This window comes from Vibrio sp. STUT-A16, assembly GCF_026000495.1.
In the GTDB taxonomy this organism is placed as follows: Bacteria; Pseudomonadota; Gammaproteobacteria; order Enterobacterales; family Vibrionaceae; genus Vibrio; species Vibrio diabolicus.
On the sequence record NZ_AP026765.1, the window covers coordinates 206,098 to 220,922 of the forward strand.

Genomic DNA, 14,825 nt, shown 5'->3' on the forward strand with positions numbered 1-14,825 from the left:
TACCAAAGCTTCCTTTATTATTACCTGGAAAGTTTATTCACTAGGTTATGTTATTTTCGGGGAAGATTTCTCTGCTTTAGATGTTTTGATTTAGCCACAGGCGCTCATTAAAATAAACTCAGCGCATTTAAAACTTTCCGAACATGGATTTTGTTTGCAGATCTATTTAAGCCAGTGCCTGCCTTAAAGGATATTCGCTACTTCTTCCCTCTAACCCTCTCCAACCTACAAAGCCACCACTACGTTCGTATAACGTGAGCGGTATAGCTGCTCTCATAGCTGTGCTTGCTGAGTAAGTCGTTCACCTAGCACATTGACTGAGGAAAGGTCTTCTTTCAGTGGATCTTCGTCTAAGTCACGATAGTTTTTAATAATTATCTGGTACTTTTTATTCTAAAGGTGTACGCTTCACATCGAATGTTTTTTCGACAGTAAATCATGTTATATCTCTTGTTTAAAAGCTTTGTAAGAAGGCTGAACTCCGTGCAAAAAACGCGATGAAGTGTTGCTCGGAGTCTTAAATTAATCTTCATCAGGTGTTTTATGCGTGAGCAACTTCGCTGAAGTTATACGCAGGCGTTTGTACACCTGATAAAAGATAAGAGATGGCCGGTGATATTTCATCATCGGCCTTTTTGTATCTGTTAAGCAGCTACAAAGCATTATCCAGTATTGAAATAAGGGCCGGTATTGATCACCGGCCCTTTTTATTTGGTTAAAAACATGAGTATTTTACAAGTTAAAAATTTGTCTTATCAGATCGCTGATAAGAGTTTATATAACAACGCGACATTTCGAATTAACGTGGGAGAGAAAATAGGTATCACCGGAGCGAATGGCGTTGGAAAAAGCACCTTATTAAAACTGCTTATCGGTGAATTATCTGCAGATAAGGGCTGCATTGACTGGTTACCAAACCTTGAGGTGGGGTATTTAGAGCAACATTTTAAGATGGATAATGCGCTGACGGTTTATGAATGCTTAAAGAGTGCTTTTGAGAACTTATACGCTGCCGAGCAGAAGCTTTGGACTTTGTATCAGGCGATGACCGAGTCTCACTCTACATCTCTTTTAAGCCAAGTCGCCCAACTACAGGCATATTTAGAAGATGAAGACTTCTATGCAATTGATACCAAAATTGAACAAGTTGCTGTAGGTCTTGGCATTTATCAATTTGGCTTAGATACACCGCTTGTCTCGCTAAGTGGGGGTCAAAGACACAAGGTCCTTTTAGGGAGGTTGTTACTCCGCAACCCCGATGTGTTAATTCTCGACGAGCCGACAAACTATCTTGATGCTCTGCACATTGAATGGTTGGTCACGTTTCTCAACGAGTACACTGGCACTGTTTTACTGGTTTCTCATGATATTGACTTCCTTAATCAAGTAGCGACCAGTATTTGTGATATTGATTATCAAACGGTCCGAAAATACAGCGGCACTTATGTCAAAGCAATGCAGCAAAAGCATCACGACGGTGCTTTGTTAGAAAAGCAATATAAGGCTCAGCAAAATGAAATTCGAAAGTTAGAGCAATTTATTGCCAAAAATGGCGCTGGAGTTAACGCGAGTCTTGCTAAGGGACGCAAGAAAAAACTGGATAAAATCGAACGTATTCAACTGAATTGTATAGAGAAAGTTTCGATGTTTGACTTTGCTCACCAGCCTATTGGGCAACAGTATGTGATTGACGCAAAAGCGTTGATGATAGGTTATCAGCAGCCTCTGCTTCCTGCGCTTGATATCACGTTAGCGCGCGGGGAGAAGTTGGTCGTTTCTGGTTTTAACGGCGTAGGTAAGTCGACTTTAATTAAAACCCTTATGGGGGAGATCGAGCCGCTCTCTGGTGAGGTGGTATTGGCAAAAGGTGCAATGATTGGGTATTTTTCTCAAGATTTGTCTTGGCGTCACCCTCAGCACACGCCTGAGCAGGAGCTATGCTCTTGTGATCCAACGATATCAAGCAAAGAATCACGCAAGCTATTAGCTCGCTTTGGGGTCACCGGAGATAAGACGCAGCGCCACCTAGATACATTAAGTGGAGGTGAGCAAACTCGCGTGAAACTTTGTTGTTTATCAGTCCAGAAATGCAATGTTTTGCTGTTGGACGAGCCAACGACACATTTGGATAGCAGCAGTAAAAATGCGCTTAAAGAGGCTCTCCAGCGCTTTTCTGGTAGTGTGATTGTGGTATCTCATGAGAAGGCGTTTTTACAATCTTGGCCTGATAGAGTTTTAGATATTTCGTTGCTCACTTATGCTGAATCGGAAACAGAACAGGAGGTGGCGCTATGATGCAGTCCATGATCCTATTTCTTGTTGCTTTTCTTGTTGGTGCTGATGAGTTGATGCTTGGATCTATTCTTGAACCTATCGGAAATGATTTAAGTGTTCAACCGAGTCAGGTTACGTTATTTATTACGGCATATAGTTTAGCTATAGCAATTTGTGCTCCTTACCTGGGACGTTTATCAGACCGGGTTGGGCGTATTCGTATCATGTTGCCTGCTTGCTTCGTATTTGGGGTCGCGTCTATTACGACGGGCATAGTTCATGATTTTGAACTTGCGATTGCAAGTCGAGTGATCACAGGTATTGCAAGTGCAGGCATGTTGCCAATTGCATTCGCGTTGGCGGGAGACGCGAAGGGTAATAGAGCGATGCGTCAAATTGTGATGGTTCAGGCGGGATTAACGCTGGGTATGATAACCAGCCCGGCGATCGGAGCATTGTTGACCCAGCTTTTATCATGGCGTGCCGCTTTTATTATTTTGGGCGTTGCGGCTCTTCTTGTCGGTGCCATGAGCGTAGTGTTCATGAACAACAAGCATAATGAGTCCAAGAAGTCAGATACTCTGCCGCCTATCACAGACGTCATTCATCTTCCAGGCGCGTTGAGGGCGATTCTAGCGATGTGTTTAGGCCTAGGGGGAGGTATTGGTGTATTTAACCTGATAGGCCTTCATATTCGAGATACCAGCGAGTTGGCGCTCGGTTGGGTGGGCGCTATTTATGCTGTTCTAGGGATCGTGAGTGTGGTTGGAAATATGTGCGTGGGGAGAGCTTGCCGTTGGCTTGGTAGCTCTCGAGCCGTTATGCGAGCGGCTTTAATGGTGTGCATACCTTGCAGTGCATGGGTGTTCTCAAATGAGATGAGTACGGTGACTGCTTATCTTCCAGCTCTAGTGCTCTGGTCTCTTGCTGGAGGGGTAGGCTCTCCGGCGTTACAAGCACATATAGCAAGCTTATCTGATGAACATCGAGGTGTGCTGATGTCTTCTGGAATGAGTATGATGCACTTTGGTGTCGCGATTTGGTCTGCCTTGGCGGGCTTTGCTTATTCTGTAGGTCATGAATGGGTCGCTGTCGTGGCTTTGTTATTGTTTGGCTCAGCGGTAGTTATATTAAAGCCAGTTGGTAATACTGAACAAAGTGAGCGTTATTCGTAGTGTTTTAGTAGATAAAGAAAAGCCGTTACCTAAAAAGGTAACGGCTTGTTCCAAATACTTTTTGAAAGCCGGTCTTAGTTCATGCCGTATTTCTTAAGTTTTTTGCGAAGAGTACCGCGGTTGATACCCATCATAGTTGCCGCGCGAGTTTGGTTACCGCGAGTGTACTGCATGATAGTATCTAATAGTGGCTGTTCAACTTCAGCTAGAACTAATTCGTATAGTTCTGTTACTTCCTGGCCGTTTAGTTGAGCAAGGTAGTTTTTAAGAGACGCTTTAACAGAGTCACGTAAAGGCTTCTGAGTAATCTGGTCTTGTGACGTTACTGTAGTTACTGTTAATGCTTCTGAAGTCAGATTTTGTTCGAACATATTCGGTCTAGCTCTTCTCTTAATTATGATGCAACGTTATCAAAATAACCTTCTAACGCCTCAATTTGCAGCGGAGCTGCGTCGATAGCGTTGAAGGTACGGCGAAACTCACTTGCCTGTTCATGCTCTTTCAGGTACCACCCAACGTGCTTGCGCGCGATACGTGGACCTAAGAACTCCCCATAAAATTCATGCAGAGCATTTACATGACCAAGCATAATGGTTTTCACTTCCTCAGTTGGAAGCTCCTCCATTGTGGTGCCGTTTTCCAAATAGTGATGGATTTCCTGGAAAATCCAAGGACGACCCTGGGCAGGGCGTCCAATCATTAAAGCGTCCGCACCGGTGTACTCCAGTACAAATTTGGCTTTCTCCGGGCTATCGATATCACCGTTCGCGATAACCGGAATTGAAATCGCCTCTTTTACCGCTTTAATGCTGTCGTATTCGGCCTCACCTTTGTACATACATGCTTTCGTTCTGCCATGCAGAGCAAGAGCTTGTATGCCGCAGTTTTCGGCTAATTTAGCGATCTGGACACAGTTCTTGTGGTCTGTATCCCAGCCAGTTCGAGTCTTTAACGTTACAGGAACGTCCACTGCATTCACGACCGCTTTCAAAATCTCTTCGATAATGTTTGGGTATTGAAGCAGAGCAGAGCCCGCTAGCTTCTTATTCACTTTTTTTGCCGGGCAGCCCATGTTGATGTCGATGATTTGTGCACCGTTCTCAACACTGAATTGAGCTGCGTCCGCCATAAGCTGTGGATCGGAACCCGCAATCTGTACAGAGCGAATGCCCGATTCGCCCTCGTGTACCATGCGCTGTTTCGACTTTGACGTTCCCCATAGTTTTGGGTTAGCAGACATCATTTCACTGACGGCCATTCCCGCACCATAGCGAAGACACAACTCGCGAAACGGTCTATCCGTTACACCAGCCATCGGGGCTACGATTAGATTGTTCTTAAGTTGATAGTTTCCGATTTTCAAAACGTCATCACAGTTCTGTACCAGCAAGGGCGCGCATTTTACGCATTTTTTCACTGCGTGAAAAGACTAATATTTGAGCATTTACAAATTGTTTTTGTAAATTGTATGAATTTCAAACAATTAGCTCTGAAAACCTTGTCTAGCCTTGCTTACGACCAGAGATGCGACACCATTCACTTTGCTCAACAATCGGGTCAATGTGAAGCTCGTCACGGTAATAGTTCGCAACATCTTCGGCTTGCGTGTCTAATACGCCAGACATTGCAAGGTCGCCATTTGGTTTAACTAGGCCTTTAATGATTGGTGCAAGTTCACGCAGTGGGCCAGCAAGAATGTTAGCAACAACCACGTCTGCAATCAGACCTTCTGGTTGATTTTGCGGTAAGTAAACTTCTAGTTTGTCTGCAACGCCATTACGCTCAGCATTGTCTTTTGAAGCAAGCAGTGCTTGAGGATCAATGTCGATCCCTATCACTTTTTCAGCGCCCAGTTTGATCGCCGCGATCGCCAGAATGCCAGAGCCACAACCGAAGTCGATAACGGTCTTACCGCTTAAGTCCATGCTTTCTAGCCACTCAAGACAAAGTGCTGTTGTAGGGTGAGTACCCGTACCGAATGCAAGGCCAGGATCCAACATAACATTAACAGCGTCAGGATCTGGAATGTCGCGCCAGCTTGGACAAATCCATAGGCGTTCACCAAATTTCATTGGGTGGAAGTTTTCCATCCATTCGCGTTCCCAGTCTTTATCTTCAAGCTGTTCTACTTTGTAAGCAAAATTGTCAGCCAGCATATTGCTCGCTTTAATTTGGTCGATGATGAAGTTGGTGTCTGCTTCTGCATCGTACAGTGCCAGAATGTCAGTATCGCCCCATAAGCGAGTTTCGCCAGGTAGAGGTTCGAATACAGGTGTATCCTGCGCGTCTAAGAATGTAACAGACAGCGCGCCAGTCTCTTCCATTAGCATATCGCCGATTTGCTCAGCGTTTTCATTGGTCGCGTTGAGTTTGATTTGAATCCAAGGCATTGGTTTTTGCTCTTAAAGTGAATGAAGTGGCGCAGAGTTTACCAGAACTCTACGATTTGTTTGAGTATATACCCAAATAAGCCTACGTATTTGTTGAATGCTTAGAGTACATACAAAACAAAAATGCCCACGGATGTGGGCATTTTTTAAGACGTTAGCTAAGGCTTATTGTAAGCCGAGCTTCTTCTCTAGGTAGTGGATGTTTGCACCACCGTGTTGGAAGTTTTCGTCATTCATAATGGAGAATTGCAGTGGCACGTTGGTTTTGATGCCTTCGATGATCATCTCACCCAGAGCATTCTTCATGCGCGCAATCGCCACATCACGGTTTTCACCGTACGTGATTAGCTTACCAATCATTGAATCGTAATGAGGTGGTACTGTGTAACCAGAATAGATGTGTGATTCCCAACGCACACCCATACCGCCAGGCGCGTGGAAACGCTCGATCTTACCTGGAGATGGTAGGAAGCGTTCTGGGTCTTCTGCGTTGATACGGCACTCAATCGCATGGCCACGGATCTTAATGTCATCTTGAGTGAATGACAGAGGTTGACCCGCTGCAACGCGAAGCTGTTCTTTGATTAGGTCGATGCCGGTAACCATTTCTGTTACTGGGTGTTCTACCTGAATACGAGTGTTCATTTCGATGAAGTAGAATTCACCGTTCTCGTATAGGAATTCGAACGTACCTGCGCCGCGGTAACCAATTTCGATACATGCACGAGTACAACGTTCACCGATGTACTTACGCATCTCTTCAGTGATACCTGGTGCTGGCGCCTCTTCCACTACTTTTTGGTGACGACGTTGCATTGAACAATCACGCTCACCAAGGTGGATTGCGCCGCCTTGACCGTCAGCGATAACTTGCACTTCAACGTGACGAGGGTTTTCTAGGAATTTCTCCATGTAAACCATGTCGTTGTTGAACGCTGCTTTTGCTTCAGCACGCGTCATTGCAATCGCTTGAATTAGATCTTTTTCTGCGCGAACGACACGCATACCACGGCCACCGCCGCCACCAGACGCTTTGATGATGACTGGATAACCAATGCGTTTAGCAAACGCCTTGTTTTTCTCTTCGTCGTTGTCCAGAGGACCGTCAGAGCCAGGTACACAAGGAACGCCAGCTTTCTTCATTGCGTTGATAGCCGACACTTTGTCACCCATCAGGCGGATAGTGTCTGCTTTTGGACCAACGAAGATGAAACCACTGCGCTCAACTTGCTCAGCGAAGTCTGCGTTTTCTGACAAGAAGCCGTAACCAGGGTGAATGGCAACGGCCCCTGTTACTTCTGCTGCAGAAATAATTCGTGGGATATTTAGGTAGCTGTCGATACCACGAGCAGGGCCGATACATACGGTTTCGTCTGCGAGTAGTACGTGCTTAAGATCGCGGTCAGCTGTCGAGTGAACAGCGACGGTCTTAATACCTAACTCTTTACAAGCGCGAAGAATACGAAGTGCAATTTCACCTCGGTTCGCGATGACTACTTTGTCTAGCATAAGGCAAGCCCCGCTTATTCGATTACAACAAGAGGTTGGTCGAATTCAACTGGTTGGCCGTCTTCAGCTAGGATCGCTGTAACAACGCCAGATTTGTCCGCTTCGATTTGGTTCATCATTTTCATTGCTTCAACAATACATAGCGTATCGCCAGCATTTACTTTCTGACCCACTTCTACGAATGCTTTAGAGTCTGGGCTTGGAGAACGGTAGAAAGTACCAACCATTGGAGAAAGAACTTGGTGACCTGCAGGCGTTGCAGCCGCTGGAGCTTCTGCTGCTGGCGCTTCTGCTACTGGTGCCGCTGCTGCTGGAGCAGGTGCCGCTACTGGAGCTGCTGCGTAGTGAACTGGTGCTTGAGGGGCTGCAGTGCCGTGACGACTGATGCGTACTGACTCTTCACCTTCAGAAATCTCTAGCTCAGCAATGCCAGACTCTTCAACTAACTCAATTAGCTTCTTGATTTTACGAATATCCATCTTTTCTTTCTCTTTTATCTTGTGATTAAGACAACCCTCGTGGGGTTGCAGAGTGTTAGGGTTACTTTGCCTGTAGCTTATTAATCGCGGCAGACAGAGCGAATTCATAACCTTGTGCGCCTAAACCGCAAATCACGCCTTCTGCTTTATCTGACAGATAAGAGTGATGACGAAATGGTTCACGTGCGTGCACATTTGATAAGTGCACCTCAATAAATGGGATGGCGACGCCAAGTAATGCATCTCGCAGTGCCACACTGGTATGAGTGAAAGCCGCTGGATTGATGATGATGAAGTCAATCTTGCCATAAGCAGCATGAATGGCTTCAATCAGTTCGTACTCACGATTTGATTGTAGGTGTTCCAGTTCCACCCCAGCGTTATGAGCTTGCTTCGTAAGAGCATCCACAACTTGTGCTAAGGTGCTGTGACCATAGTGTGTCGGTTCGCGCAGACCTAATAGGTTAAGATTTGGTCCGTTTAGAACAAGAATCCGTGACTTTGCAGGCATTATGTTGCTATCTTCCCTTATCGTGAGTGGAACGTTTATATTCCCAAATATACGATAGTTCAGCACGATTTTTTTGTTAAAACCGAGCAAATTTTAAAAAATCGACCAAGATTATAGCTAATTCATAGCAATTAGCAGCAATTTACTGGTCTAATCTCCTAATAGCCACCTTCGTTTCTGTAACCAAGTTAACAAAAACAACATAATTGCCACGTTCGTTGTGTGGTTAATTTGTGCGCAAAAGCAAAAAACCGCCATGAGTGATGGCGGTTTTTAAAGTGCTTTTAAAACAGTTGGTTGAATTTATGCCAATTCTGCTTTCTCTGCGATGAGTTTGTCTACCACGCTCGGATCGGCAAGCGTTGATGTGTCTCCGAGGTTGCTTGTATCGCCCGTTGCAATCTTACGCAGGATTCGACGCATGATCTTACCAGAGCGAGTCTTCGGTAAGGAATCCGTCCAGTGCAGTACATCTGGTGTCGCGATTGGACCAATCTCTTTACGCACCCAATCTTTAACTTCTTTGTGCAGCTCTGCTGACGGGAATTCACCATCGTTCAATGTAATGTAAGCGTAGATAGCTTGGCCCTTGATGTCATGTGGAATACCAACAATCGCCGCTTCTGCAATCTTGTGGTGCGCCACTAGCGCTGATTCAATTTCAGCGGTACCCATACGGTGACCCGACACGTTTAGTACGTCATCAACACGGCCAGTGATCCAGTAGTAGCCGTCTTCGTCACGACGCGCACCATCACTGGTGAAGTACATACCCTTAAAGGTTGAGAAGTAGGTCTGTTCAAAGCGCTCATGGTCGCCGTAAACCGTGCGCATCTGGCCTGGCCAAGAATCAAGGATAACCAAGTTACCTTCAGCAACAGTATCTTCAAGAATATTGCCCATGTTATCGACAAGAGAAGGCTGGACGCCGAAGAATGGGCGAGTCGCAGAGCCTGGTTTTAGATCGGTTGCCCCCGGTAGTGGCGCAATCAAGATGCCGCCAGTTTCCGTTTGCCACCAAGTATCGACGATAGGTGAGTTCTCGTTACCAATCGTTTTGTAGTACCACTCCCACGCTTCTGGGTTGATTGGTTCGCCCACTGAGCCCATGATGCGCAGGCTTGAACGAGATGTGCCTGCAACCGCTTCATCACCTTTTGCCATTAGCGCACGAATCGCGGTTGGGGCGGTGTATAGAATGTTGACTTGGTGTTTATCAACCACTTCGCTCATACGGCTTGTGCTTGGGTAGTTTGGTACACCTTCGAATAAGATGGTCTTCGCCCCATTTGCAAGTGGACCGTAGATTAGGTAAGTGTGACCGGTAATCCAACCCACGTCCGCGGTACACCAGAAGGTTTCGCCTGGTTGGTAATCGAACACATATTTGAAGGTCATCGCCGCGTAGACGAGGTAACCACCAGTCGTGTGTAGTACACCTTTAGGTTTGCCTGTTGAACCTGAAGTGTAAAGGATGAAGAGCGGATCTTCGGCTTTCATCTCTTCTGGTGGGCAAACGTCAGAAACGTTAGCTGTTGCTTCGTGCCACCAAACATCACGGTGTTCATGCCATTCGACATCACCACCTGTACGTTTAAGCACCAACACTTTATTGATGGTTTTTACGTCTGGGTTAGTTAGTGCTTCGTCCACGTTCTTTTTCAGTGGAACGGCACGCCCGCCGCGCACGCCTTCATCAGCGGTGATCACGACTTTAGCGTCAGAGTCGATGATACGGCCAGAGAGAGCTTCTGGTGAGAAACCGCCAAATACAACGGTATGAACCGCACCGATGCGGGTACAAGCGAGCATAGCCACTGCGGCTTCTGGCACCATTGGCATGTAGAGACATACCACGTCGCCCTTGCGTACGCCTTGCTCTTTCAATGCGTTGGAGAACTTACACACTTCTTTGTGTAGTTCGTTGAAAGTGAGTGTTTTGTCGTCGGCTGGATCATCGCCTTCCCAAATGATGGCGACGTCGTCCCCGTGTTCTGCGAGATGACGGTCAATACAGTTAGCCGAGACGTTCAGTGTGCCATCTTCAAACCAGCGAATATCAACATGGCCAGTGTCGAAAGAAGTGCTTTTTACTTTGGTGAAAGGTTTGATCCAATCAACGATTTTGCCGTGCTCGTTCCAGAAGCCCTCTGGATCGGTTACCGACTGCTGATACATGGCTAAGTAAGTATCATTATCCGCGTGTGTATGAGTTTTAATATTTTCTTTTACCGGATAAACGTGGGCTTCGCTCATGGCTTCTCTCCTTGTGCCTTATTTCTCGGCCTTACACCAATCTAGATAAGATTTTGAATATGTTTTTGTAGGGCTGTTTTTTGGTTCTAAATAACTTGGTCGTGGTAATGACGACGTTGTGCTTATAACTGTCAGTCACTGCGCGTATTTCCACAATTAGACTTTAGGATGAGAGTGAAGGAAGCGTCGTGAAATCGCTGAAACAAAAGTATTTCTGGGAGCTAGGTCAACTGATTTTTATGTATACGGCGCGGTTAGGTTGGGCAAATCGCCTTTCGTTAAGCGAACAAAGACCAAAGCGGCAGAAATCGCATCTTGTAAAGCGTCGTGTTTATCTTGGATAGGAAGTTCGAGGTGTTTACAAATCGCATCCAGACTTAAGTCGAAATAGGCATTCGGCAAATGTCTTTCCAGCTTGTCGTGATAAATCTGACTTACCTCGATGAGCGGGTTAGGAAGTGGAAAGCCAAGTTGCCTCAGACAAGCAAGATCTAAGATCTTTTTATCGTAACGAATGTGATAACCGACAAGTGGTCGGTTGCCGATGAAGTCGAGCAGCTCGAGCAGCGCCTCTTTTTCGCTAATCCCGTCGACTAAGTCTTGGTGGCGAATTCGATGAATTTTGACTGAGCCAGAATCGAGCGATTGCGGCGCGCGTAAGCGGACTTCAAATGGCTGGCTAGTGATGATGCGGTTGTCGATGATCTTCGTGGCCGCAATGGTCACCAACTCGGCGCGATTTGGATCAAGGCTGGTGGTTTCGCAGTCGAGCGAAACGTATTCCGTTTTATCGGGCGTGCAAAAAAGCGACTGATAAGGAGAGCCTTTCAGTTTGTAGTGCCAGTATTTGCGTTGTAACCAGTTCATTGCCTACGCCTCTGTATGATTTATGAAAATCATGGTTAATCACGAATTTGATAGTGGAAGCCTAAAAATTGCTTAAATTTTTTCACTACATGTAAGCTGTGGCGAAGTAAATCACGCTCGGTTCTATCCAGTTGTTTAATATCAATGTTATTCAATGCTTCTTGCTTTTTGAGTTGTTGATTAAGGCGAACCTTAAAGAACAATTTCAGTGCTTCGTTGAGGTTATCTGCCGTTTCAGGCTCTAAGATGCGTTTTTTCCGAAGTGCTTCAATGCGCTCAAACGTGTTCTTCTCCTCAATGGCATATTCCAAAGACAAGGTGCGAATGCCGTGCACAATTGGGAAAATGCCGCCGCGTTTAATATCTAATCCGTCCTTAGCACTTTTTACGTTGCCAAACAGAGTTAGGGGCACAGAAAACTGCAAGGCAGGGCGAGTAAAATCAGACAGTATCAACATGCGATCTTTCATTGTGTCGCGAAGGTGGGCCGCGATTGGAGCCAGCAGCTCGCGATTACCCGCAACAGCATGGGCGTCACTGAAAATGGCTAAGTCCATGATTTGTTGTGGTTCGGCTTTGGCTATCCAGCGGTCTAAGGTGTTTATCCATTCTTGCTGCGTTTTGACCCATTTCGGGTTGTTGACCATGACTTTACCCGGGCAAAGTGGATAACCGAGCTGTTGTAGAGTGTGCGTGAAGGATTGCATCACTTGTTCGCAATGAGGCCATTCCAAACCATCTTGAATAATTAGAGCATTGTCTTGGTCTGTCTTGAGAATTTGTTCTCCTCGACCTTCTGAGCCGAGTACGATTAAGCAGCAATGATCGTGCAAGGCTGGTGGAACCACTAACTCGAACGCTTTTTCGATAATTTGCTCGTTCACGGCGGAAATTAACTCCATGATAAAGCGAGTGCGGATGCCGTTTCTCAATAAGCTCTCGACCAATTGACGTTGGCGGTTTGAGGCTAATGCGAGCTCTTCCACACTGCTTGCTCTGGCAATACTGAGCGTTAACACGTGAGAGTGGGTAGAGAACGCGCTGAGAATTTGGGTCATATCCAGCATGCCGATGGCTTGGTTGCCATCACATACCATGAGACGTTTCATTCGATTTCGGGTCATGGTGATCATGGCATTGAATAAAAAATCACCATCATCAACGTGATAGACAGGAAAGGTGGCGATATCACCAACAGGGGTATTGAGTGCGCTGCCATCTAACATCACGGAGTGCAGCATGTTGGTTCGCGTCACGATGGCGTATGGATGAGCCGAGGGCCATTTTTCTAATCGCGGATCGTCATCATTGAGTTTGACAAGTGCTGCATCGATCCCATTTGCTTTTAGGGTGTGCGTCACCTCGTTAATCGGCGTATTTGGCTCAAGGATCATCGGTGGGTGATAAATGCTGCGGTCAACTTTGGTGAGGATAAACTCTGCCAAGTTTTGTTGTTGGTGAGCGGCTTCGATGAGTTCTTGTCGCTTTGATAAATTGTTATCGAAATAGGCCGCAAACTGACCATTCTCGTTGTAAAGCGCCAGAAAGACGTCTTTCGGTAGCAGATAGGAGAGCGTGTCTTCAAGTGCGATGTATTGATGACGTACGTTGTCTTCAAGTAATGAGCGCACATCAAACATATCGTCGTTGGCATAATGCGCGAACACTTCCTGCTGATCTTGGGAGCGCTCTTCTACCGCGCCTTTGATCAGAATATGCAAGTGAGGGTTCTTCTGTCCGCAAGATAAAATTACATCTCGAGCTCGATAGTAGGCAACGTCCAGAGACGAGCGCAGTCGTGTCTGTTGTGCTTCAGTTAAGCGGTCGAACGGTGGAGATTGCATGTTAAATTTGTCAGGCATGAGAACACCCAATGATGGAAGGAACACTCTCTAAGTCTGACAAATTTCCTACCGGAAGCCAGACGACTTTGGTCTAAATCACGATGATTTCGCTTTAAGATGGCCAATGTCGCAAAGTTAGTATTCCATCGAGGAAACGATAAGTTGCCTATTCTTCCCTTTTTATAATACGCATAGCGATCCATAATTCCCGGCTCGAACGTTGATGTTCCCGTTTTAGGATATTAGTAATGTTGAAACCTTCTCCGTATGGCTGGATTTCCCAGTACTTTCTCGGATTCTTCTTTGCGTATGGCGTATATCTGCCATTTTGGTCACTTTGGTTTAAGGAGCAAGGTGTCTCTTCGACCGACATCGGTTTGCTAGTTGGGTTAGGTCTTGCGACACGTTGTGTCGCCAATATCGTGATCACCCCACGAGTGCACAAAGTTGAACACCTTATGCCTGCTTTACGTTGGTTGAGTTTCGCTGCCCTCCTTTTTGTTGGATTTCACTTTTTTACAGGTGGCAGTTTTTGGTTAATGGCGTTAGCGACGGTGCTATTTAACCTCTGTTGTGGACCGATTGTTCCATTATCGGATGCGATGGCAAACTACTACGCTCGTCTGAAAATGCTCGACTACGGCCGTACGCGCTTATGGGGCTCGATCGCCTTTATCGCGGGTTCGACGGCCGTGGGTTATCTGGTGGCTGAATTTGGCTCTGATATGATCTTGTACACGGCGATGGCCGGGGTATTAGTTTCGTTGCTATTTTCAATGCGTATGACTAACCCGATGCCCGTTACGCTTGGTGGGCAAAGCGCGGAGCGTCCAAAACTGAGTGCTCTTTTGACTGACAAGCCGATACTTAAATTCTTAGTGTTGGTGTCATTAATTCAGGGCAGTCATGCGGCTTACTACGGTTTTAGCGCTATTCACTGGAAAGCCGCAGGTCATTCGGAAGATGTGATTGGCTATCTGTGGAGCTTGGGTGTTGCAGCCGAAGTGGCAGTGTTTGCGCTGAGCAAGCGTTTATTTGTCGGTTGGTCAATGCGCGCGTTATTTGTTGTTGCTGCCGTTGGTGTGATGATGCGTTGGGGCATTACGGCATCGACAACGTCGATTGTTGCTTTGGTGATTGTTCAATTATTGCATGGCGTGACATTCGCAACGGCACACATTGCTGCGATTCAATATATCCAAAACTCGGAAGAGAATAAGATAGTGGCGCTGCAAGCATTGTATAACGCGATTCCGCTAGGCGCATTCATCGCACTGATGACCGTGTTGAGCGGTTGGGGTTATGAGCACTGGGGGCCACTTGTGTTCTGGGGCATGGCCGCGATGGGGTTATTGGCACTGTTCATCAAGCTCGAACCACAAGAGCCACATCATGTGGTCGATGTATCAGACAAGTCACTGGAAACACAGAATTAGACTTCTGTGACAAAGGTTAAAAACTAAGCTTTGTCTCCGTTGTGAAAGCAGTGTTAAATGAAACCTCTCCCTAATGGAGAGGTT

At 46.3% G+C, this 14,825-nt stretch carries 12 protein-coding genes; 3 read left to right on the plus strand and 9 right to left on the minus strand.

Annotated features, from left to right (window positions below):
* Nucleotides 1–723: 723 nt before the first annotated feature.
* Both OO778_RS00970 and OO778_RS00975 read left to right on the plus strand, forming a co-directional pair.
* On the plus strand, nt 724–2,295 hold the full coding sequence (locus tag OO778_RS00970; protein WP_074190075.1) for an ABC-F family ATP-binding cassette domain-containing protein: 1,572 nt from the start codon (nt 724–726) through the stop codon (nt 2,293–2,295).
* Nucleotides 2,292–3,449 carry an MFS transporter gene (locus OO778_RS00975; protein WP_074190076.1) on the plus strand — a complete coding sequence of 386 codons (1,158 nt, stop codon included), beginning with the start codon at nt 2,292–2,294 and terminating at the stop codon, nt 3,447–3,449. The genes OO778_RS00970 and OO778_RS00975 overlap by 4 nt, the downstream gene beginning before the upstream one ends.
* A 74-nt stretch (nt 3,450–3,523) precedes the next feature.
* Here OO778_RS00975 and fis read toward each other — a convergent pair whose 3' ends face one another.
* The 9 genes from fis to OO778_RS01020 form a co-directional block, all read right to left on the minus strand.
* Nucleotides 3,524–3,820: a DNA-binding transcriptional regulator Fis gene (gene fis, locus OO778_RS00980; RefSeq protein ID WP_000462885.1), complete on the minus strand. Its 297-nt coding sequence runs from the start codon at nt 3,818–3,820 to the stop codon at nt 3,524–3,526.
* Between the two features lie 23 nt (nt 3,821–3,843).
* Complete coding sequence (gene dusB / locus OO778_RS00985) at nt 3,844–4,812, minus strand: tRNA dihydrouridine synthase DusB (protein WP_264910536.1); 969 nt, start codon at nt 4,810–4,812, stop codon at nt 3,844–3,846.
* Nucleotides 4,813–4,951: 139 nt separating this feature from the next.
* Nucleotides 4,952–5,839, minus strand: a complete 888-nt coding sequence (gene prmA / locus OO778_RS00990; protein WP_005397838.1) for a 50S ribosomal protein L11 methyltransferase — start codon at nt 5,837–5,839, stop codon at nt 4,952–4,954.
* A 165-nt stretch (nt 5,840–6,004) separates the two neighbouring features.
* On the minus strand, nt 6,005–7,348 hold the full coding sequence (accC, locus tag OO778_RS00995; protein WP_005397839.1) for an acetyl-CoA carboxylase biotin carboxylase subunit: 1,344 nt from the start codon (nt 7,346–7,348) through the stop codon (nt 6,005–6,007).
* 14 nt (nt 7,349–7,362) lie between these two features.
* Nucleotides 7,363–7,827 carry an acetyl-CoA carboxylase biotin carboxyl carrier protein gene (accB, locus tag OO778_RS01000; protein WP_005397840.1) on the minus strand — a complete coding sequence of 155 codons (465 nt, stop codon included), beginning with the start codon at nt 7,825–7,827 and terminating at the stop codon, nt 7,363–7,365.
* Between the two features lie 61 nt (nt 7,828–7,888).
* Nucleotides 7,889–8,338 (minus strand): type II 3-dehydroquinate dehydratase, encoded by a 450-nt coding sequence (gene aroQ, locus OO778_RS01005; RefSeq protein ID WP_074190077.1) that lies wholly within the window; start codon nt 8,336–8,338, stop codon nt 7,889–7,891.
* Between the two features lie 303 nt (nt 8,339–8,641).
* Nucleotides 8,642–10,594 carry an acetate--CoA ligase gene (gene acs, locus OO778_RS01010; RefSeq protein ID WP_264910540.1) on the minus strand — a complete coding sequence of 651 codons (1,953 nt, stop codon included), beginning with the start codon at nt 10,592–10,594 and terminating at the stop codon, nt 8,642–8,644.
* Between the two features lie 237 nt (nt 10,595–10,831).
* Nucleotides 10,832–11,461 (minus strand): 3'-5' exonuclease, encoded by a 630-nt coding sequence (locus OO778_RS01015; protein ID WP_005382363.1) that lies wholly within the window; start codon nt 11,459–11,461, stop codon nt 10,832–10,834.
* Nucleotides 11,462–11,496: 35 nt separating this feature from the next.
* Nucleotides 11,497–13,323: a DUF294 nucleotidyltransferase-like domain-containing protein gene (locus tag OO778_RS01020; RefSeq protein ID WP_074190079.1), complete on the minus strand. Its 1,827-nt coding sequence runs from the start codon at nt 13,321–13,323 to the stop codon at nt 11,497–11,499.
* A 230-nt stretch (nt 13,324–13,553) separates the two neighbouring features.
* Between OO778_RS01020 and OO778_RS01025 the strand changes: the two genes are divergently transcribed.
* Nucleotides 13,554–14,741: a 3-phenylpropionate MFS transporter gene (locus OO778_RS01025; RefSeq protein ID WP_005397849.1), complete on the plus strand. Its 1,188-nt coding sequence runs from the start codon at nt 13,554–13,556 to the stop codon at nt 14,739–14,741.
* Nucleotides 14,742–14,825 lie beyond the last annotated feature (84 nt).